1 protein-coding gene is annotated in these 368 nt (G+C 37.0%); it reads left to right on the forward strand.

What is annotated here, in order from left to right; all coding sequences use genetic code 11:
• Window positions 1-368 (forward strand): cation diffusion facilitator family transporter (locus tag CP355_RS10125; RefSeq protein WP_143468967.1); only part of this gene is annotated, 368 nt, incomplete at both ends.

Raw genomic sequence — 368 nt, forward strand, 5'->3', positions numbered from 1 at the left:
GCGGTTGTAATTGGTGCGATCTTCATTTACTTCTGGAATGTAACTTGGCTTGACCCAGTTTTGACTATTTTAGTTTCAATCTTTGTTTTGCATGAAGCTTATGAAATTACAATGAAAGCAGCCAATGTTTTGATGGAATCTAATCCTGATATCGACTTGAATGAAGTGAACAAGATTGTTTTATCGTTCCCCATAGTTCAAAATATCCATCATGTCCATGTTTGGCGCTACAGCGATGACTTTATTATGATGGACGCGCATATTAATGTAGCCCCAGGATTAAGAGCCGATGAATTAGAGCAGCTATACCAAGATATTGGACAGGAGTTACAAAAAGAGTTAGGTATTAATCATATTACCTTACAAGC

The organism is Lactobacillus sp. UMNPBX4 (genome assembly GCF_002554115.1).
Classification (GTDB): domain Bacteria; phylum Bacillota; class Bacilli; order Lactobacillales; family Lactobacillaceae; genus Lactobacillus; species Lactobacillus gallinarum.